The organism is Streptomyces aurantiacus (assembly GCF_001418335.1).
In the GTDB taxonomy this organism is placed as follows: Bacteria; Actinomycetota; Actinomycetes; order Streptomycetales; family Streptomycetaceae; genus Streptomyces; species Streptomyces aurantiacus.
The window spans coordinates 38940-58890 of record NZ_LIPP01000122.1 but is presented as its reverse complement, the minus strand read 5'-3'; the positions used below and the strand labels follow the sequence as shown (position 1 = coordinate 58890).

Sequence of the window (19951 nt, the reverse complement as noted above, 5' to 3'; positions counted from 1 at the left end):
GCCTCCCGATCGAGAGGCGAGGGCCGACGAGCGTACGCAGCCCCGGTGCTGGTGCTACCTGAGGGTGATCGCGTAGACCTGCACCCGAGGATCGTTCTGCAGGCCGACCGAACGCACCGTCTTCGACGCGTCGAGGTCCGCCGAGGCACCGAACAGCCGCACCGGCGGGCCGTCCACACCCTGTCCGCGCTTGATCCGGTGCGGCATCTCCAGTGTCACGGAGCTGCCCTGCGGTGCCGCTCCCGCCCAGTCGCCCACGGGCACCGGCACTTCGGCGGTGGTCCCGTCGGTGTAGCGGACGGTGAGCATGGTCGTCACCGGACCGTGGTGGGCCACGGCGACCAGGCGCAGCGCGCTGTACGACCCGGCCGGGAGCAGCATGGCCTGACCGCGGGCCTCGACGAAGTTCGGGGCCGTCCCGGACGGATCGGGAGCGTCGTACGTCACGCCGTCCCAGACGACCGGACCCGCCGCGGGCAGCAGATCACCGTCGAAGCTCCATCCTCCTCCGTCGAAGTCGCCCTCGTCGGAGGCCGTGACCGTTGCGGTTCCGTCGTGGTTCACCTCCTTGCCGAGGTCGACGGCACACTGCTCGTCGGCGTCCGCCGCGCAGCGGGCCGCGTCGCGCACCTCGATGGTCGCGACCCGTTCCACGCTCTTCACGCCCTTGGCGGTGGCCGTGATCCGCACGGTGTACGAACCCGGCGCGGTTTTGGCCGGGACGCTCACGTCCACCGACGCGGTCCGCTGGACCGGAAGCCGATGGGACGTCAGCGAGAAGGGCTTGGAGGCCTTCGCGGTCCAGCCGCTGGGAGCCTTCGCGGCGACGCCCACCCGCAGCGTGCCGGGGGACTGGCCCATCACGTCCAGCTTCAGCCGGACGCTCTGGGCGCTGTCAGCCGTCGGCAGGACGTCGGAGCCGGTACGCAGTGAGGCGTCGAGATGGCGGCGGGAATCGGCTGCCGCGCGGTTCACGGACGGCGGCTCGGCGCCCTTGCCCGTACCCCATGCCGACGGCTTGCCGGCCATCTCGAAGGCGAGGTTTCCCCCCTTGGCGACCGCGTCCCAGTCCAGCCAGGTGTTGCGCAGGTTCTTCCCGCCGAACTCGGCCCGCTGCACGTAGCGTTGGCTGTCGCTCGTGCCCGGTGCCTTGACGGTCAGGGTGCCGCCCTGCTGGTGCCCGTAGGCGCCGATGCGAATGACCGCCGACGGGAACTGCGGGCTGGAGACGGCGAGGAAGTCGCCACCGTTCGTCGTCGGGTACAGGCCCAGGGAGGAGAAGACGTACCAGGCCGACATCGTGCCCAGGTCGTCATTGCCGGTCATGCCGTCGGGCCCGTCCGTGAAGAGGGTCATCGCGGCCCGGACCACGGTGGCCGTCTTGGCGGGTGCGCCGGCCCACAAGTACATGTAGGGGGAGTGCAGATCGGGCTCGTTGTTCGGGTTGTAGGTCGGCTTCCCGTAGTAGTCGTACGGTGCCGAGATCCAGTCCTTTCGAGCGGTCTCGGCAGGGTCCGCGAGGAGTTTGTCGTAGGCGAAGAAGGAGTCGAGCCGCTTCTCGGTCGCCCGCTTGCCGCCCATCAGGGAGACGAGCCCGGCCGGGTCCTGGGGCGCCAGCCACTGGTACTGGTAGGCGCCGCCCTCATGGAACTGGTGGCCTGCCTCGACGGGGTCGTAGGGCGTGAGCCAGGTGCCGTCGGTCGTACGCGGCCGGAACTGCTGGATGGAGGAATCCCACAGGTTCTTGTACCACTGGCCGTGTGCCGCGAACATGCGGGCGTCCGAGGCGTGCCCCAGGCCCTTCGCCATGAGTGCCAGCGACGCGTCCGCGGCCGCGTACTCAAGGGTCGCCGAAGCGGGATGGCGGCAGTCGTTGTCGCCGCCCTTGTCCGCACAGTCCTTCCCCGGTTCCAGCCCGCTGGGAATGTAGCCACGGTCCTGGTACGCGGCGACTCCCGCACGGCCGTTGTAGGGGGAATCGTCCGGCGGCGTGCTGAGCGCGTTCTTCCTGAGGAGCGCGTACGCCTCTTCCTCGTGGCCCGCGAGCAGGCCCTTGGACCACGCCTCGACGAGGAAGGGAGTCACCGGGTCGCCGGTCATGATGTTGGTCTCGCTGTTGGCGAGCGACCAGCGCGGCAGCCAGCCGCCGTCCCGCCCCGTCGCGACGACCGACAGCGCGACATCGCGGGCGACCTTCGGCTCCAGCATCTGCAGGAGCTGGTTCTGCGGCCGGTGGGTGTCCCACAGCGACAGGTTCTGGTAAGGCGTGAATCCCGACGCCGAATGGGTCTTCCCGTCGAAGCCCGCATAGCGGCCGTCGACGTCTCCGGCGAGGTTCGGGTGCAGTTGTGCGTGGTAGAGAGCCGAGTAGAAGGCGCGTTGCCGCTCGGCCGACCCACCGCCGATCTTGACGGAGGCGAGCTGCTGCTCCCAGGTCGCGTGCAGCGCCGCGCGCGTGGCGTCGAAGTCGTACGAGTCGTCCGTCTCCGCCTTCAGGTTCTTCCGGGCGCCCTCGGTGCCCGTGTAGGAGAGCCCCACCTTGACGACGACATCACGGTCGGCTTCGGCGTCGAAGGTCACCCAGGCACCGTTCCCGCCCTCGCCGGCCGCGTCGCGCTCACCGGGGGTACGAGTGGTCCCACGCCAGGTGCCGTGCGAGGCGAACGGCCTGTCGAAGGTCGCTGTGAAGTAGACGGTGTGCTTGTCCTTGCCCGCGCAGAAGTTGCCCGCTTCGACACGGCCCTCGACCGTCCGGTCGCCGACGACATGCACCTCGGAGGTGTACACCTTCTGGTTGGCCTTGCCCGTGTTGAACAGGACGTTGGCACGGCCGGTCGAGGGGAAGGTGTAGCGCTGCCATCCGGTGCGGGGGGTGGCGGTCAGCTCGGCGTCGATGCCGTACGTCTTCAACCCGACGCGGTAGTAGCCGGGTTCGGCGTCCTCGTCGTCGTGCGAGTAGGTCGAGCGGTAGGCATCGGGGTCGACGCTGTCGACCGCTCCGGTCGTCGGCATGAGCGGCAGCTCACCCATGACGGAGCAGCCGACGCCGGAGAGATGGGTCTGGCTGAATCCGTGGATCTTGTCCTGCTGGTAGTCGTAGCCGCCCTGGCCGCCGGTGTCCGGGCTGACCTGCACCATGCCGAAGGGGGCACTCGCGCCGGGAAACGTGTTGCCGAAGTTCTGCGTACCGATGAACGGGTTGACCAGTGACGTGAGTTGGGGAGCTGCCGCGGGGGCCTGGGCGATGGCAGGCACCGGGCCCAGACCACCGCCGGCGACAAGCAGTGCGGCGAGGACTGTCGATGCGCGGTTACGCAATCGATGGAGGGGTCTGTGCATGGAAGCGGTCTCCTGTTTCTTACCCGTCATGTGCTGCGCGCGTACGGCTCCCGCGCGGTCCAGGCGCGCGAGCCGCGCTCGCGGGCGCCGGACGCGGTACGCAGATCATCACGGTGAGCCCCTACTCGTAGCGCAGCCAGCGGCACTTGGCTGGATGGAAGCGGACTAGATCATGCCTCTGACATCGTTGTCAATACTCCTGGCGCTGATCGGTGCAGTTGCCGCCGCCGCCCGCGAAACCACACCCCGTGGAGGTCGACAACCGCATGCGTTCCGGGTGGACATGGAGCTGCGGGCAGGTGGGCCTGCCGGGCTCCGGCCCTGGACTAACTCCTCCACGGCAGGGCGTGGTGGGACGTGCCGGGCGCCGTGCTCAACGGCGCTTCGCGAGGCCGTCCAGGGTGAGGTCGAGCAGGCGCTCCGCCTGCTGTCGTCGCGTCCGCCATCGGCTACGCCATCGAGCAGCCCGACGGCGTCGACGTCAGCGAAATCGTCGTCCGACCCACCGTGCAAGCCTGACCGCAGCCTCCGGGCGACTGCGGGCGACGAGGCCCAAGCAGCACGGCGGGTTCGGCGGTTCAAGGCGTGCCGGCTGCTTGGCCACTGCCTTGTCCGGATACCTGGAGCGCGAGCACTGTGCCCCGCACGTGGAGAGGAAGACGACGAGCAGCGCGGTCAGCTCGGTCGCGGTGGGACGGATCGTGACGGGCAGGGCCACCGGTGGCCAATTGGCTCTTTGTCGAGCGGTGCGTCCTGGGCCACTGTCCGCCTCATGGACCACGTTCAACGCGAAACCGAGACGTTCAGCTCGGCCGAGGCGGCCGAGCTCGTGGAGCTCACCCAGGCCCTGATTCGGATCGACACCGTCAACCCACCGGGCAACGAGCGCGCGGTGGCGCAGCTACTGCTCGACCGCGCTCTTGAGTGGGGCCTGGAGGGTGAGATCGTGGAGCTGTCCGAAGCACGGGCGAACCTGCAGCTCCGGCTCCCCGGCGGCACCGAACAGCCGGCGCTCATGTACTGCGGGCATTTCGACACTGTGCCGCTCGGCGGTGCCCCATGGACGCACGATGCTCACGGCGCCCACCTCAGCCCCGAAGGCGTTCTGTGGGGACGTGGCGCGGTCGACATGAAGGGCGGCGTTGCGGCGATGGTGTGCGGTATGGGGGCGCTTGCGCGCCGGTCGGCGCAATTCCCCGCGGAGATCCGGTTCTTGGGCACGATCGGTGAGGAAGTCGACTGTGCCGGCGCCCGTGCCGCGCTCGGATCGGGTGCGATGGACGGAGTCGGCCGGCTCGTCATCGCCGAGCCGACCAACATGGAGCTCGTCGTCGCTCACAAGGGCGCGCTGTTTCTTGAGTTGACAGCGCGAGGGCGTTCCGCGCACGCGGCGATGCCCGAGCAAGGAGTCAATGCCATCAGCCACATGATGCGTCTGCTTGAGCGCATCGAGCAACTGGACTTCCGTGTCGGCGAGCACCCGCTGCTGGGCCGCCCGACCGTCACCATCGGGACGATCACCGGCGGGTCGGTCGTCAACATCGTCCCTGACCGCTGTGTGGCGCAGGTCGACATCCGGACGACACCCGACGTCGATCACGAGGCGCTCCTTGAGGTGCTCGCTCATGTTGTTGACGCTCATCGCGTCGACGGTGTCGAGTTCGAGTTGCGTGTGACCGGTGATTACCCTCCCGTCGGGACCGCGCCCGATGATCCGCTCGTGACTGCTGCCGACCGCGTGCTGCGGGCGTTCGGCGACGGCGCGCCGCGCAAGACAGCCGTCAGCTACTTCTCTGACGGCTCGATTCTCCAGCCGCCGACCGGTCTTCCGACACTGCTGTGCGGTCCGGGCGACCCGGATCTCGCCCATCAGACCGACGAGCGGGTCGACGTCGCCCAACTCGTCCGGGCGGCACGCTTCTTCGCCGAGCTTCCCTACGAGGTGTTCCAGTAGTGGGGGCACCGGGTTATAGAGCCTGCGGGAACGGTCCTGCTTTCAGGGCAGGCCTCTCAGCGCAGAAAGCCTTCATAGTTGCGCTGTTGGAGTTGGCTCTCGACCTGCCTCACCGTCTCCGATCCCACACCGACGATGATTCAGTGATGAACCGGGCATAGGGGGACGAGGGGGCGGCGCCGTCGAGCTGCCCTTTTCGCATGGTGCAGCGCGGGCGTGACGCAATGGGCCTTCAGTAGAGTAAACGTTCTACCTCGCATCGCTTCGAGGGTCAGGACTTACGCTCCGGCGTCCGGGGTGCTCTCGCCTTCTGTGGTCGGGATCGTCCGTCAGGCTAGCAGAGTCCGAGGTAGAACGTTCTGTCTTGACAAGTTCCCGGCGCTGTTGTCATCCTGGTGGGGCAGAACATTCAGTCTCGCCGAAACGGTGTCCAGGCGAATGACCTCGTACACCGTCAGGCATGTCGCACCGATGCGGTCGGCCCACCTGGTCGAGATGGGCCGACCGCAGGACGAGCTGAACCCCTCCTCCTTCATCCGACTGTCGAAAGGTTCGTTGTGAGCACTGCTGTTGCTCCGTCCGGTGTTGCCGGGGCCGCGTCTGCTTTGCGGCGGTTGTATTTTGTCCGGTTCGCGTTTGCGATCATCTGGGCCGCGGTGATGTTGCCGATGGCTTCGAAGCTGAACCCGGTGGTGGTGACCCTGCTGGTGTTGTACCCGCTGTTCGACGTGGGTGCGGCTGTCTATGACGCGAGGGTTTCGCGGAGCGCGGGGTCGCCTGTGCTGCTGTATGTGAATGTCGTGGTCAGTCTGGTCACGGCTGTGGGTGTGGGTGCTGCGTGCGCGTCGGGTATCCCGGCGGTGCTGCGTGTGTGGGGTGCCTGGGCGGTCGTGGCCGGGCTGGTCCAGTTGATCGTGGCTGTCCCGCGTCGCAGCATGGGCGGCCAGTGGCCGATGATCCTCAGCGGTGGCATTTCGGTCCTGGCCGGTGGGTCGTTCATCGCGTCGGCCGGCGCGGACGACCCCTCGCTGTCCAGCGCGGTCGGATATGCCATCCCGGGCGCCGTGTTCTTCCTCATCTCGGCCCTGCGTCTGGGCCGTGCTTCGAGGGACGGGAACTGACATGAGTTCCAGCACGTATGACGTCATCGTGATCGGCGCGGGGCCGGTCGGGGAGAACATCGCCGACCGGGTGGTGCGGGGCGGGCTCAGTGCCGCCGTCGTCGAGCGGGAACTGGTCGGTGGTGAGTGCTCGTACTGGGCGTGTATGCCGACCAAGGCGCTGTTGCGGAGCACTGCCGCGCTCCGGGCGGCCCGGCAGGTGCCGGGGGCGCGTGAGGCGGTGAGCGGTGAGTTGGATGTCGCGGCCGTGCTGCGCCGCCGTGACTCGTTCTCCTCCGAGTGGAAGGACGACGGGCAGGTGTCCTGGCTGGATTCGGCCGGGATCACGCTGTACCGGGGGCAGGGGCGCATCAGTGCCGACCGGGTTGTCGACGTGAGCGGTGAGGACGGTGTCGTGACGTCGTTGACCGCGCGGTACGCGGTCGTCGTCGCGACCGGAAGCGGCGCGCTGCTGCCGGACATTGCCGGTCTGCGGGAGGCGGAGCCGTGGAGCAGCCGGGAGGCGGCCGCCGCGAAGGCGGTCCCCGGCCGGCTCGCCGTCATCGGCGGCGGAGTGGTGGCCTCGGAGATGGCGACGGCGTTCGCCGCACTGGGGTCGTCGGTGACGATGCTGGCCCGCGACGGTGTGCTGCCGCTCGCGGAGCCGTTCGCCGGTGAACGGGTCACCGAGTCGTTGCGGGAAGCCGGTGTCTCGGTGCGCGTCGGCGCGGAGGCCGCATCCGTGCGGCGTGATGACGGTGACGGCACCGTGCACGTCACGCTCACCACCGGCGAACATGTCGAGGCGGACGAGCTCCTCGTCGCGATCGGCCGTACGCCGAACACCCAGGACGTCGGTTTGCACACGGTCGGTCTGACGCCGGGCGCCTGGCTCTCGGTGGATGACACGCTGCGGGTGGTGGGGGACGACGGGGCACTGCCGGCCGGCGGGTGGCTGTATGCCGCTGGTGATGTCAACCGGCGTGTGCTGCTGACCCATCAGGGCAAGTACCAGTCCCGCGCCGTGGGTGATGTCATCGTGGCGCGCGCCAAGGGCGAAGCGGTCCAGGACGGTGCGTGGGGCCGGCATGTGGCAACCGCTGACGAGCGTGCGGTGCCTCAGGTGGTCTTCACCGAACCGGAGATCGCGTCGGTGGGACTGACCGCGGCCGCGGCCGAGGCCGCCGGAATCCGAATCCGCGTCGTCGACCACGACCTGGGCGCCGTCGCCGGATCGGCCCTGCACGCCGACGGATACCAGGGGCACGCCCGCATGGTTGTCGACGAGGACCGCAAGGTGATCGTCGGCTTCACCCTCGTCGGCCCGGATGTCGCGGAACTCCTGCACGCCGCGACGATCGCCATCGTCGGAGAGGTTCCGCTGGACCGGCTGTGGCACGCCGTTCCCGCGTTTCCCACGATCAGCGAAGTGTGGCTACGGCTGCTGGAAACGTACGGCCGCTGACCAGCCTGCCGCCGGACAGCCGAGGTGGCGAGTCCGTGTCCGCCCGCACTGCGAGGCCCGGCGGATCCTTTTCGACGGCACGACCGCGACCGGGGCCGGGGCGAAGACCGCCCACCCACCTCGAACGAAGCGCGGTTCGGTCAGCCCGATGAGCCGTACGCCTTGGTGAAGCGCTGCTGACCGACCCTGCTGACCTGCCCCGATTCCGTTACCTGAAAGGACACTTCATGCGCATCCGCATCTCACGTCGCGTCGCGCTCGCCGCCGGCGCCCTCGCCCTGCTGGGTGCCACCACGGCTCCCGGCGTAGCGATGGCGACCGGTGGACGATCCGATGACTCGGCGAAGCCCACCGTCGTCCTCGTCCACGGAGCGTGGGCGGACTCCTCCAGCTGGGCACCGGTGATGGAGCGACTGCGCAAGGACGGCTATCCCGTGCGAGCCATCGCCAATCCCCTGCAAGGGCTCACCGGCGACAGCGCCTACGTCTCCAGCTACCTGGCCGCCATCGACGGCCCCGTGGTGCTGGTCGGCCACTCCTACGGCGGCGCTGTGATCACCAACGCCGCCGCCTCCGACCCCGATGTCAAGGCCCTGGTCTACATCGCCGGCTTCATCCCGGCGAAGGGCGAGACAGTGGGCGAGCTGGCTGCCAGGTCGTCACCGCCCATCCCACTGATCTCGACCCAGGTCCCGGCCGGTACGGACGTGTCGATCGACCCCGACCACTTCCGGGAAGCCTTCGCCGCCGACGTCGACAGGACCACGGCCGCCGACCTGGCGGCGGCGCAGCGGCCCGCCAACACCAGGGCCGTCTCCGACGCCAGTGTCGAGGAGGCGTTCCGCACCGTGCCCTCCTGGAGCCTGATCACCCGCCAGGACCACGCGATCGCTCCCGACCTCCAACGCTTCATGTCCGAGCGAGCAGGGTCGCACACCGAGGAAGTCAACGCCTCCCACGCCGTGATGATCAGCCGTCCCGGCACGGTCACGCACGTGATCGAGGACGCTGCCCGCAGCACCCGGTGAAACACGTCCCGGCAGGACACCTGCTTCGGCACCGTCGACCGCTGTGGACACCTGTCTCCCACTTTGCTGATCTCTTGGAGAAGCGCCGATGAGAGCGCCGGTGAAGAAGCAGCACCGGACCGGCCGGGACATCCCCGAACCGCACGGCCGTACGGCCGTCGTGACCGGTGCGAACACCGGGCTGGGCTTCGCGATCGCCTCCGCTCTCGCCCAGCGCGGCGCGGACGTCGTAAGGAGTCGGAACGGCTGACACGGGTCAGCTTCCAGCAAGCCTTCGTCGAGACCTGCACAGAGAGGTGCCATGACCGTGGCAACGCACCAACACCTCGGCCGGCTGGCCGACACCCTGCAACGGACCATCCCCGCCGGACGGGTGGTCACCGCCGGGCCGGACTACGACGCCGGCCGACACGTGTGGAACGGCGCCGTGTCCTCGCGCCCCGGCGTGATCGTTCGGTGCGCCGATCCGGACGACGCTCGGAACGCCGTGCTGGCCGCACGGGAATCCGGCGTACCTCTGTCGGTGCGAGGCGGCGGCCACGACTGGGCCGGAAGGGCGCTGAACGACGGCGGCCTGACCATTGATCTCGCGGGCCTGCGCCGGGTGACGGTGGACCCGGTGGCACAGGTTGCCGAGGTGTCCGGAGGGGCCACAGCCGCCGATCTGGCCCGCGCCGTCGAGCCTTTCGGCCTGACCGCCGTGACCGGCACCGCGGGCTCCGTGGGTATGGCGGGCCTGACGCTCGGCGGCGGCTACGGACCGCTCAGCGGCCGATTCGGACTGGCCCTGGACAACCTCGTGTCCGCGGACCTGGTACTCGCCGACGGCTCGGTCGTCACGGTGGACGACGAACGGGAACCGGACCTGTTCTGGGCACTGCGTGGCGGCGGCGGGAACTTCGGTCTCGTCACGGCCCTGCGCGTGCGCCTGCACCGTGTGCCGACGCTGCTGTCCGGCATCGTCATGTACTCCTGGGACCAGGCGGCCACAGTCCTGGCCGGGTTGGCGGATGCCGTACCGGAGACCCCGGACGAGCTGACCGTGCAGTTCGGCGTCCTGCGCGGGCCCGGGGGAGACCCCGTGGTGTTCGTGGCGCCCACCTGGAGCGGCGACGACGCCGCGGCGGGGGAACGCGCACTCGCGCGGCTCGGCAGCTTCGGCACACCCCTTGTCTCCCAACTCGCCCCCACCACCATGCCCGAGAAACTCGCGGTCATCGACGCGCAGTTTCCCTTCGGACGGCACGCCGAGATCCGCCCTCGTTCGGTGCCGGCGCTCACCACCGGAGTGCGCGACGTGCTGCACCTCGCAGGCTCCAGCCTGACCTCGCCCCACTCGGCCGTCTCCGTGCACTGCCTGCACGGAGCCGCGGCACGGGTACCCGTCACGGAGACGGCGTTCGGCAACCGTGACCCGCACCTCATGATCGAAATCATCGCCCTCTGGGAACCGGACGACGTCCAGGCAAAGGGCCACCGCGCCTGGGCCGACGACCTGACCAGTGCCCTTGAGCCCGAAGCGCTACCAGGCGGTTATCCCAATCTGCTCGGACCGGACGAGGCCGCACGGACCGCACACGCCTATGGCCCGAACACCGAACGGCTGCTCGCGGTGAAACGCCGCTTCGACCCGGACCACGTCTTCCGCGCGATCCCCCTGCCGGTCTCGTCCGTGCCACGGCTTGCCTGAGCGCTTCCTCATTCGTAGAGTGAGCGTTACATACAGATGATGGCTGTGTTGGTGGCCGTGCAACGGATGCCTGCGCACCGACACGCTTTTGCCCGGCTCACGCGCCTTTCAGGTGCAGGCCGAATCAAGCGTCGCGACGACTTTCCCGAACAGGAGGCTGTGGATGTCGGCCATGCCGAAGAACGGCGCCCAGCCGGGCGCGGACGCGGGCCAGGGCACTGCCCTCGTCCTGCTTCACGGCGGCGGTCCGGGCGTCGACGCCCGAAGCAACTGGATCACGGTCGGTGCCAGGCTTTCCGCCTCGTTCCGCTGTATCGCTCCCGATCTGCTTGGCTTCGGTACGCAGATCACCGCAGGCGAGGCGGCCGATGGCAGGCTTCAGGGACCGGGGGCCTGGGCGCGGGCCCGAGCTCGACAGATCCTGTCGCTGCTCGATCGCCAAGGGCTTGAGCGTGTGCACCTTCTCGGCAACTCGGCCGCGGGCGGAGCCGCGGCACTGGCCCTCATGGCCGAGGCGCCCGAACGGGTCGGTCGCGCCGTCCTCATGGGCGGTGCCGGCACAGGACCGCTGCCCCGGGCCGTTCCCTTCTACGACCGACCGACAAGGGAGTCCATGCGGGCCACGCTGGGCCGCCTGGTGGCGGACGAGGGCGCCCACCGCGACTTCCTCGACGACCTCACGTACCTGAGGCTGGAGCAAGCCCGGCGCCCCGGTGCCGAGGCGGCCTTCCGCTCCATGTTCACCGACGCGGTCGACGGACCGCCCGCCGTCGACCTCACCACGGTCCGCACCCCGGTCCTCGCCCTGCACGGAGAGCACGACCGGGTCGCACCGGTCGAAGTCTCCGAACGCCTCGTCGGGGCCCTGCCCGCCGGGCGCCTCGACGTCGTACCGGGGGCCGGCCACTGGATCCACGTCGACCGACCGGATGAGTTCTGCACCCTGGTAGGGGAGTTCCTGAACGCATGAATCAACACAGCCCGCACCAGGAGGACCGGGCCGGCGTCCTCGTCGTAGGCGCCGGCCCCGCGGGCCTCACCCTCGCCATCGACCTCGCACGCCGCGGCGTGGCATGCCACCTCGTGGAGGCGAGCGAACAGCGAGCCGTCAATCCCCGGTGCAACACGACATCCGCCCGGTCGATGGAGATCTTCCGACGGCTGGGGCTCGCCGACGACATCCGGCAGGCCGGTCTGCCCAAGGACTACCCGGCATCCATCCAGTACCGGACGACTCTGCTCGGTGAGGAGATCTTCCGCATCGACCTGCCGTCCGCGGGCGACGTGCTGGCCGGTGCGGGGAGAGAACACTGGCCGACGCCGGAGCCGCAGCACAGAATCTCGCAGCTGTTCCTGGAACCCGTCCTGGAACGGCACGCCAACACTGTGCCCGGACTGACCATCGAGCGCGGAACGCGCCTGATCGAACTGCGCCAGCACGAGGACCATGTCGAGGCGGTCGTCGACTCCGGCGGTACCACCCGGGTGCTTCGCTGCGCCTACGTGGTGGGCTGCGACGGGGCCCACAGCACAGTCCGCCGCCAACTCGGCATCCACTACGAGGGTGTCGACGCCCTCCAGAACTTCGTCTCGACCTTCGTCCGCTCTCCCGAACTCGGGCGGCTGGCGGCCCGGAACCGGGCCTGGACGTACTGGACCTACGGGCGCCGGATCTCTTCGTTGATCGCCATCGACGGGGGCGAGCTGTGGCTCAACCACGTCGCGTTTCCCCCGGACCACGACACCGAGGACGAGGACCCCCAACAGCTCCTGAGGGAGGCGGTCGGGGCGCCCGTCGAGCACGAGGTGCTCGGCGTGGTCCGCTGGACCGGACGCCGGCTCGTCGCCCAGAGGTACGGCACGGGGCGCGTCTTCCTGGCCGGCGACGCCGCCCACATCTGGATCCCCGTCGGAGGTTTCGGCATGAACGCGGGGATCCAGGACGCGGCGACGCTGGGCTGGATGCTGGCGGCGGTCCAGCACGGGTGGGCGCCCCCGAGCCTGCTGGACGCGTATGAGCAGGAACGCAAGCCGGTGGGTGAGCAGTTCGCCGGCGCGGTGGGATCGGCGGCGCGCAGTTCGTTTGCGGACGTCTCGCCGGACATCCATCTGCCGGGCCCGGACGGCGAGCGGGCCCGCGACGAGTTCGCCGGTCGCCTCGCGGAGACGGAGCCGCACCGGTACTCACCCGACGGCTTCAGCTTCGGCTACCACTACGCCGGCTCACCGCTGGTGGTCGGTGGAAAGGACCAGGCCGCCATCACCATGGGGGCCTACCTGGAACGGGCTCAGCCCGGTTTCCGGTTGCCGCACGTCTGGCTCGACGACAGCCGGTCGGTGTTCGACGTGCTCGGGCCCGACTTCACCCTGCTGCGGACCGACAGCGGCGTCGACGTGCGGCCCTGGGTCGACGCGGCGCGTGAGCGGGGGATCCCCCTTACCGTCGTCGACCTGCCCGGGCGGTGGCCCGACCGCTATCCCACCGCACTCCTGCTCGTACGTCCGGACCAGCACGTCGCCTGGATGGGCGGAGCGGACGACGCTCGCATCGACGAGCTCCTGCAGACAGTCACCGGGCTGGTGCCGTGACAGGCAACGTCCGCCCTCCCAGCAGTAGAGACCACCAGGAGAAGGCACATGTCATACGCACTGGGCATCGACGTGGGCGGCACGTTCACCGACGCCGTCGCCTCGGACGGTGCCGGCCGTATCGTCTCGGCCAAGACACCGACGACTCCGCCACACCGCGAAGTCGGTGTCATGCGCGCGATCGAGGAGATCGCGGGCGAGCTGGGTATCGGCGTCGGTGAACTGCTCGCGCAGACCGACTACTTCGCCCACGGTACGACCGCGTCGATCAACGCCCTGGTCCAGGGCACGGTGGCCGACGTCGGGCTCATCGCCACCAAGGGCCACCGGGACTCCATCTACATCATGAACGCCGAGGGGCGCACCCTCGGACGCGCAGCCCACGAGATCCAGGACACCCTGCGGCAGCGCAAACCCACGCCGCTGATTCCGAAGCACCGGGCACTTGAGGTCACCGAGCGGATCGACCATGCCGGAAAGGTGCTGGTTCCCCTCGACGAGGACGAGGTGCGCGGTGTCGCACGATCCCTCGTGGACCAAGGCGTCGAGGCGATCGCGGTCTGTCTGCTGTGGTCGTTCAAGAACGCGGCCCACGAGCAACGCGTCCGCGCACTGATCCACGAGATCGCCCCGGACATGTACGTGACGCTCTCGTCGGAGGTCAGCCCCCGCATCCGCGAGTTCGCGCGGACCTCCACGACGGTCATGAACGCGCAGATCGGGCCGCGGCTGCGAACGTATCTGACCCCGCTGCAGAGGCAGTTGGAGGAGAACGGGCTCAAAGGGCCGCTCCTGGTCATGCAGAGCGAGGGCGGGACCATCACGGCCGACCGGGCACCGGAGCACGCCATCACCACGGTCGGGTCCGTCCTGTCCGGCGGTGTCATCGGCGGGATGCGCCTGGCCGAGCAACTGGGGCACAGCAATGTCATCACCACCGACGTCGGCGGGACGACCTTCCTGGCGGGGCTGATCGTCGACAGGGAGCCGGTGATGGCCCCGGGTTCCATCGTGAACCAGTACCCGATCAACGCGGCGACCATCCGGGTGCACACGATCGGATCCGGCGGCGGAGCCCTCGCCTCCGTGGACGCCGGCGGCAATCTGCGCCTGGGCCCGCAGAGCGCCGAGGCCGTCCCAGGGCCCGCCTGCTACGGCAACGGTGGCACCCGCCCCACCAACAGCGACGCGAACCTGGTACTGGGCATCCTCAGCCCGCACGGGCTGCTCGGCGGCAGGAAGCCCCTCCGGATGGACCTGGCGCGCGAAGCGATCCGTGAGCACGTGGCCGAACCGCTCGGCCTCACCGTCGAAGAAGCCGCCATCGCCATCCACGAGGTGCAGAACGCCCAGGCGGGAGACCTCCTGCGCCGATCCGTCGTACAGGCCGGGTACGACCCCCGCGACTTCGTCGTCTACGCCTTCGGCGGTGCGGGACCCGCCCACTGCGCCGGTTACTGCCAGGACCTGGGCGTCAGCGAGGTCGTCGTCCCGCTCGGCCCCGTCGCCTCCGCCTTCTCGGCCTACGGACTCGCGGCCTCCGACATCGCACTGAGCGCCGAACTCTCCGACCCCTCCTCCTTCCCGGTCGACCCATCCGTTCTCGCATCCCACTACGCCCGGCTGGAAGCCGACCTGCAGCGCGCGCTCGACCGGCAGAAGGTGAAGTTCCACGACGTGACGCTGCAGCGGGAGATCGACCTGCGGTACTCGATGCAGGTCAACGAGCTCGCGACCACCGTCCCGGACACCGAATTCACCGAACGCACCTGTGACGAGATCCTGGAGCGCTTCGAGGAGCAGTACGAACGCATCAACGGAAGCGGTGCCGGCTACCGCGAAGCCGGCGTGCAGGCGATCACCTACCGCGCGCGGGCCAAAGCCAGTCTCGGCTTCCCCGTCGTCCTGCCGGACGTCGCGCAGGCCGACGGCCCCGATCCCGCCGACGCGTTCCTGGAGACGCGGTCCGTCTGCCTCGACTCACAGACCGGCTTCGTGCCGACCCCCGTCTACGACTATGCCCGGCTGCGCGCAGGTCATGAGATCGCCGGACCGGCGATCGTCGATGTGCCGACCACCGTGGCAGTGGTTCCCGCCGGTGTGACCGGCCGTGTCGACCGGCTCGGCAACCTCGTGCTGAGTTACCAGTGAGGACAGCTTCCATGACATCGAAGATCCCCGGGGCCGACGAGTTCACCAGCCGTCCCGTTCCGCGCGAGGAACTGCTGAGGCAGATCTCGCCCACTCTGCCCCTGCACCGGCTCGACGACGACCAGGCCGGCCAGGTCAACGCCCTGACCTACGAAGTCGTCCGGCACCGCCTGTGGGCCGTCACCCAGGAGATGGGGGAGACCCTGCGGCGGATGTCGGGCTCGCACGTCGTCACCGAGTCCAACGACTTCAACTTCTCCATCTGCGACGAACTCGGTGAGCAGGTCCAGGTCGGCGCGTACAACGTGGGCCTCATCGGTTCCATGGACCTGGCGATCGTCTGGACCCTGCGCAACCGCAGTGACAACCCGGGCATCACCGAGGGTGACATGTTCTTGTGCAACGACCCGTGGATCGGCGGAGGACTGCACCAGAACGACGCCGCCGTCCTGGCCCCGATCTTCCATGAAGGCAAGTTGTTCGGCTGGACCACGGCCATCGCCCACCAGGTCGACCTCGGCGGGCCGCGGCCGGGCTCGTTCAGCCCGTCGGCCCAGGACGTGTTCGGTGAGGCGGTGCCCACTCCGCCGATCAAGGTGGTCCGGGACGGAGTGCTGCAGCGCGACGTCGCCGACGCCTGGGTCCGCAGGTCACGCCTTCCCCACATGGTGGGGCTCGACCTGCGGGCCAAGATCGCCGCCAACAAGAACGCGGCGGAGCAGATCCTCCGGCTCATCGACAAGTACGGCGCCGACACCGTCAAAGCGGTGATGCGCCGCATGATGGACGACGCCGAACGCCGACTGCGGGCCAAGCTGGAGACCCTGCCCGACGGAACCTGGACCGCCATCGGCTACCAGGAGCAGTCGGGGACCGGCGACCGCGGCCTGCACGCCATCAAGGTCGCGATGACCAAGGAAGCCGACCGGCTCGTCTTCGACTTCCGTGGCACGGCCGGGCAGACCGGAATCATCAACTGCCCCTACCCGGGGCTGCGGGCGGGCATCGTCTTCACGGTGCTGCCGTTGCTCGCGGGCGACATCCCGTGGGCGGCGGGCGGACTCATGCGCTGCTTCGAGATCGTCACCGACGAGGACACCATCACCAACGCCTCGTTCCCGGCGGCCGTGGGCAAGGGACCCTTCGGCCCGGCATGGGGATCGGGCAACCTGGTCGCCGAGGTCATCGCCAAGATGCTCGACGCCGAACCCGACCACCGCGGCGACGTGCAGTCGATCTGCAACGGCACCACCGACCTGTGCGTGGTGTCCGGCGTCGACGTCCGCGGAGGCGGCAGCAAGGGCTTCGTGTCGCCCGTCTTCGACGTCATGGCCGGCGGCTACGGAGCCCAGGTGCACCACGACGGCGTCGACACCGGCGGCCGGCTCATCATCCCCTCCGCACGGGCACCCGACGTCGAGATGACCGAGTACCTCTACCCCCTCGTCGCCCTGTGGCGCCGCGAGCAGACCGACTCCGGCGGCCCGGGCCGGCAACGGGGCGGAATGAGCGGCTCGGTCTGCTACGTACAGCACCCGGACCAGACCGGCACGATGTCCCTCGTCATCTCCGGAACGGGCAAGGCCGCCAACCAGAACGTCGGCCTGGCGGGCGGCTATCCGGGCAACTCCCAGCTCGACCTGGTGGTGCGCGGCATCGACGTGCCCCAGCTCGCCGGGGCGACGACCATCCCCGCCGGCCTGGACGCGCTCGGCGGCGACATCGAGGTGCTGCCCTGCGAGGGGGAGTCGGACCTCGGCTCCGGGGACGCGCTGTACCTGCACTGGCAGGCGGGCGGCGGATACGGCGACCCGCTGCTCCGCCCGGCCGAAGGCGTCCGCGACGACGTACTGCAGGTCCGCGTGTCGGCCGAGGCCGCGCGGGACGTCTACGGCGTCGTGCTCCGCGAGAACGGCGAAGTGGACGTGACCGCCACCGACGAGAGCCGGGAGACACAGCGCCGCCGCCGCGCCGCCGACGCCGGACTGCCCGACACCCGGCTCAAGCCGATCGGCACACCGGACCTGAGCGAGCTGCGCCGGCTCGACGACAACCTCGCGGTCCTCGAATCGTCCGACGGCGTCGGGACGGTGGTGTGCGTCCACTGCGGCACCGAGACCGGACCCCTGGCCGGAGGCGTGTTCGTGGACGGGCTGGCCCGCCGCGACGTGGCGCCGAGCGAGGCCGGCCCGCACATCTGGCACGACCCGTCCGTCTACGTCGACGCGGAGGTCGTCTTCCGGCAGCTGTTCTGCCGAGGCTGTCTGACCGCGGTCAACTCCCGTGTCGTACCCGTGGACCATCCGCTGCCCTACGACGACTACAGGCGCTGGGCCTGAGAGCACCAGCAGAACAGAACAGAAGTAGACAAAGAGACAAGGAGGCAAGGAGACAACGTGAAACCGCACCACGATTACTGTTCATCGGGGGCCAGCGGGTCGCCCCCGCCGGCGACGAGAGGATCACCGTCCTCCGGGCGAGCACCGGGGACGTCCTGGGCAGCGTCCCGAACGGCGGCGCGAGGACATCACGCGTGCCCTGGAACGCTCCGCAACGACTACGCCGACCTCGCCACGGCGATCGCCGAGCCGTTCTTCCAGGCCACGCCGGCGAACGGGCAGGCATGCTTCGCCAGTACCCGCGTACTGGCGCCGCGCAGCCGTTACGACGAAGTGGCGACCCGAAGCCGACGAGCGCGGCATGCGCGTCGCACGCCGCATACACACCGGAACAGTCGGGCTGAACCACTGCACGGTCGACCCGGCGGCGCTGCACAACTACCAGCAGGTGACGTCGATCTACCGGTGACCGCGACAAGCCTGCATGCGAGACAGCGATCGTTCGTACGGAGGGTGGAATCGGAGTGACACGTACTGTGGAGGTCGGGGGCGCGCAGGTGGCCTACACCGATGTCGGTGCGGGCAGCCCGGTCGTGTGGCTGCACGGCTCGGGGCCAGGGGCCACGGGCATGAGCAACTTCGGTGGCAACCTGCCCGCCTTCGGGAACTACCGGAACATCGTGGTGGACCTCCCCGGCTGGGGAAGTTCCCCGCGGCCCGCGACGGACGAGCCACTGATCTTCGACGCGGCGGAACGCGTGTGCGCCGTCATGACGGCGCTCGGGATCGAGCGGGCCCACCTGGTGGGCAACTCCTACGGCGGCGCTGTCGCGATGCGCATCGCGATGCGTCATCCCGACCGCGTGGACCGGCTCGTTCTCATGGCCCCGGGCGGAGTGCTGCCGGCGGACGCGCCGCCGTGGCCTGTCGGGCTCGACCGCCTCTTCGCCTATATGGCGGCCGACAAGCCTTCGCGCGCTGCCATGGCCGAGTTCGTGCGCCTGATGGTCTTCGACGAGACGCTGGCCACCGAGTCCCTCATCGACGAGCGGTACGAGTCGAGCCTGCGGGCCCACCCCGAACTGCCGATTCCCCCGAACTTCGGGGATCTGACCCCCGACCTGCATCTCGTCGCCGCCCCCACGCTGCTCGTCTGGGGGCGGGAGGACCAGACCGTTCCCCTGGCCTGGGCGTCGAAGATCCTTGAGGGCATTCCCGACGCGGAACTCCGTGTGCTGCCGCACTGCAGGCACTGGGTGCAGTACGAGCGCGCACCCGAGTTCAACCACATCGTCAGCGAGTTTCTGCGGGGCGGAGCAACCGCCGCGGCGGAGGGATGAAACCGTGGGTATCCGCAAACTGGGCTACGTCGGACTCAACGTCACCGATGTCGACGCCTGGACCGACCTGCTCGGGCGCACGCTGGGCATCGGCGTCACCACAGCGAAGTTCGGCACGGACGACGTCGCGCTGGCCGAACTCGACGAGTTCAAGTACCGCCTGGCTCTTCATCCGTCCACGCAGGACAGCCCGCGAGAACTGGGCTGGATCGTCGACACACCGAAGGAACTCGACAGGCTCACTCGGCGGCTCACCGACGCGGGGTTCACGGTCGCGGAGGGCTCGGCGGAAGAGATGCGGCTGCGGGGCGCCACGCAACTGCGCTGGTTCACCGACCCGGTGGGATACCGGGTCGAGCTGGCGGTCGGTGAAGCCAAGGCACGCACCGCGGTCGCGCGGCCGGACGGCACGCATCCCGGTGCCACCGGCCTCGGCCACTTCGTGCTGGCGAGCCCCGGACTCGCGGAACTCCGCGAACTCTACGAGTCCGTCCTGGAGTTCGCGCTGACCGACTACCGCGCCCCTGGCCTGTTCTTCTTCCGCTGCAACCCGACCCACCACAGCCTCGCGCTCGCGGTCGCGGAAACGCCGTCGATCCACCACCTTGAGTTCGAGTACGGCTCGATCGACGACGTCGGGCGGGCCTACGACCGGGCCAAGGCCAACGACGCGCCGATCTCGATCAGCCTCGGCCGGCACATGAACGACAAGGCGATCTCGTTCTACGTGCGAAACCCCAGCGGGTTCCATCTGGAGATCGCCTGCGGCGGAATCGACGTCGGGGAGGACTGGGTACCGCACGACTTCGGCGTCTCGGACGTGTGGGGTCACCATCACGCAGACGCCAATCCCTTCGCGTCGCCGACGCCATGACGCGCACTCACCGGGTTCAGAATCTTACTTTCTAACGTTGTACAGACTCTTCAACTGCGGATCCGGCCATGGCAGTCTGAGC

General features: G+C 69.3%; 13 protein-coding genes. 12 read left to right on the top strand and 1 reads right to left on the bottom strand.

The window, feature by feature from the left end; genetic code table 11:
* Positions 1-54: 54 nt before the first annotated feature.
* On the bottom strand, positions 55-3339 hold the full coding sequence (locus AOK01_RS17775) for a GH92 family glycosyl hydrolase (RefSeq protein WP_079103496.1): 3285 nt from the start codon (positions 3337-3339) through the stop codon (positions 55-57).
* Between the two features lie 772 nt (positions 3340-4111).
* Between AOK01_RS17775 and AOK01_RS17770 the strand changes: the two genes are divergently transcribed.
* The 12 genes from AOK01_RS17770 (at position 4112) to AOK01_RS17720 (ending at position 19869) form a co-directional block, all read left to right on the top strand.
* Positions 4112-5293: a M20 family metallopeptidase gene (locus AOK01_RS17770; protein ID WP_055512752.1), complete on the top strand. Its 1182-nt coding sequence runs from the start codon at positions 4112-4114 to the stop codon at positions 5291-5293.
* 557 nt (positions 5294-5850) lie between these two features.
* The gene (locus tag AOK01_RS17765; RefSeq protein ID WP_055512750.1) at positions 5851-6414 is read left to right on the top strand and encodes a hypothetical protein; all 564 of its coding nucleotides are present in this window, start codon (positions 5851-5853) and stop codon (positions 6412-6414) included.
* Between the two features lies 1 nt (position 6415).
* Entirely contained in the window at positions 6416-7858 is a 1443-nt protein-coding gene (locus tag AOK01_RS17760; RefSeq protein WP_055512748.1) for a dihydrolipoyl dehydrogenase family protein, read from the top strand.
* 227 nt (positions 7859-8085) lie between these two features.
* Positions 8086-8886: an alpha/beta fold hydrolase gene (locus AOK01_RS17755; protein ID WP_055512746.1), complete on the top strand. Its 801-nt coding sequence runs from the start codon at positions 8086-8088 to the stop codon at positions 8884-8886.
* Positions 8887-8974: 88 nt separating this feature from the next.
* On the top strand, positions 8975-9136 hold the full coding sequence (locus AOK01_RS43580; protein WP_157871347.1) for a hypothetical protein: 162 nt from the start codon (positions 8975-8977) through the stop codon (positions 9134-9136).
* Between the two features lie 51 nt (positions 9137-9187).
* Positions 9188-10576, top strand: a complete 1389-nt coding sequence (locus AOK01_RS17750; RefSeq protein WP_055512744.1) for an FAD-binding oxidoreductase — start codon at positions 9188-9190, stop codon at positions 10574-10576.
* A gap of 163 nt (positions 10577-10739) precedes the next feature.
* Positions 10740-11546 carry an alpha/beta fold hydrolase gene (locus AOK01_RS17745; RefSeq protein ID WP_055512742.1) on the top strand — a complete coding sequence of 269 codons (807 nt, stop codon included), beginning with the start codon at positions 10740-10742 and terminating at the stop codon, positions 11544-11546.
* A complete protein-coding gene (locus AOK01_RS17740; protein ID WP_055512740.1) occupies positions 11543-13165 on the top strand; it encodes an FAD-dependent monooxygenase in 1623 nt (540 codons plus the stop codon). Before AOK01_RS17745 ends, AOK01_RS17740 begins: the two co-directional genes overlap by 4 nt.
* A 48-nt stretch (positions 13166-13213) precedes the next feature.
* Positions 13214-15316: a hydantoinase/oxoprolinase family protein gene (locus AOK01_RS17735; protein WP_055512739.1), complete on the top strand. Its 2103-nt coding sequence runs from the start codon at positions 13214-13216 to the stop codon at positions 15314-15316.
* A gap of 11 nt (positions 15317-15327) precedes the next feature.
* Positions 15328-17655, top strand: a complete 2328-nt coding sequence (locus tag AOK01_RS17730; protein ID WP_055512737.1) for a hydantoinase B/oxoprolinase family protein — start codon at positions 15328-15330, stop codon at positions 17653-17655.
* 524 nt (positions 17656-18179) lie between these two features.
* Positions 18180-18995, top strand: a complete 816-nt coding sequence (locus AOK01_RS17725; RefSeq protein ID WP_055512734.1) for an alpha/beta fold hydrolase — start codon at positions 18180-18182, stop codon at positions 18993-18995.
* Positions 18996-18999: 4 nt separating this feature from the next.
* A complete protein-coding gene (locus tag AOK01_RS17720; RefSeq protein ID WP_055512732.1) occupies positions 19000-19869 on the top strand; it encodes a VOC family protein in 870 nt (289 codons plus the stop codon).
* Positions 19870-19951 lie beyond the last annotated feature (82 nt).

Bases quoted from the DNA above. Each gene is read 5' to 3' on its own strand.
- AOK01_RS17775 (WP_079103496.1), bottom strand. From the start codon at position 3,339: ATGCACAGACCCCTCCATCGATTGCGTAACCGCGCATCGACAGTCCTC.
- AOK01_RS17770 (WP_055512752.1), top strand. From the start codon at position 4,112: ATGGACCACGTTCAACGCGAAACCGAGACGTTCAGCTCGGCCGAGGCG.
- AOK01_RS17755 (WP_055512746.1), top strand. From the start codon at position 8,086: ATGCGCATCCGCATCTCACGTCGCGTCGCGCTCGCCGCCGGCGCCCTC.
- AOK01_RS17730 (WP_055512737.1), top strand. From the start codon at position 15,328: ATGACATCGAAGATCCCCGGGGCCGACGAGTTCACCAGCCGTCCCGTT.
- AOK01_RS43580 (WP_157871347.1), top strand. From the start codon at position 8,975: ATGAGAGCGCCGGTGAAGAAGCAGCACCGGACCGGCCGGGACATCCCC.
- AOK01_RS17735 (WP_055512739.1), top strand. From the start codon at position 13,214: ATGTCATACGCACTGGGCATCGACGTGGGCGGCACGTTCACCGACGCC.
- AOK01_RS17760 (WP_055512748.1), top strand. From the start codon at position 6,416: ATGAGTTCCAGCACGTATGACGTCATCGTGATCGGCGCGGGGCCGGTC.
- AOK01_RS17745 (WP_055512742.1), top strand. From the start codon at position 10,740: ATGTCGGCCATGCCGAAGAACGGCGCCCAGCCGGGCGCGGACGCGGGC.
- AOK01_RS17740 (WP_055512740.1), top strand. From the start codon at position 11,543: ATGAATCAACACAGCCCGCACCAGGAGGACCGGGCCGGCGTCCTCGTC.
- AOK01_RS17750 (WP_055512744.1), top strand. From the start codon at position 9,188: ATGACCGTGGCAACGCACCAACACCTCGGCCGGCTGGCCGACACCCTG.